The sequence below is a fragment of the Pantoea pleuroti genome, from assembly GCF_014156615.1.
GTDB lineage: Bacteria > Pseudomonadota > Gammaproteobacteria > Enterobacterales > Enterobacteriaceae > Pantoea > Pantoea agglomerans.
Map to the genome: position 1 here is coordinate 1 of NZ_SBFD01000027.1, position 769 is coordinate 769.

Sequence of the window (769 nt, forward strand, 5' to 3'; positions counted from 1 at the left end):
AGTGCAATTTGTGGAGATGCAGTAAAACGAAGGAATCCCGACTGTGGTCCCTTTGATCAGAGAGAAATGGAAAGCATCTTGAAAAAGATACATGCTCTTAATGATGAGGGGAAGATAAGTGAAGATACCTACTGCTTTCTTTTGCTGTTGATTTATACAGGAAGAAGGACACAACAAATTTCTTCCATTCGAATTAAAGATATAGTTAAAGTTGAAGATAATGTATTTATAAATATTCCGAAGGTTAAGCAGAGACAAAATTTCAGAAGTGAGTTTTCATCTGTTGAGATAAGTGATTTTTTGTATGAGAAGCTCACTGAACTTTCACAATCAGTATTAAGTATTGTTGAAAAACAGATTGGGGCGAAAGTTAATGAAAACATAGGTAGAGAACTGCCATTGTTTATTAACAAAAAAGAACTAGCATTTTGCTCAGAAGAAGGAATGTTAATCGCTAAAATCGAATCTGACTTTCTCCACTCAAAGAACAGAGGTATCACAAAGAGAATAGATAATCTTTTCAGAATTAACCCGGTTTTTTCTGCAAGGACAGACAAACCAATAAAAGTTAATCCTGCCCGTTTTAGATATACATTAGGAAGTGAATTAGCAAGGAAAGGAGCTTCAATTCACACAATTGCTAAAGCATTAGATCATAGTAGTGTAGCTTGCTCAGGTATTTACATTAAAAATCATGCCGATAATGCATCTGAAATAGACAAAAGAATGGATGTTTTTTTTGAACCGCTCTCAAAGTTATTTCTTGGAG

At 34.2% G+C, this 769-nt stretch carries 1 protein-coding gene; it reads left to right on the forward strand.

The genetic code is table 11. From position 1 onward, the window contains the following. Positions 1-78: 78 nt before the first annotated feature. Positions 79-769 (forward strand): site-specific integrase (locus EPG66_RS22795; RefSeq protein WP_182688185.1); only part of this gene is annotated, 691 nt, incomplete at its 3' end.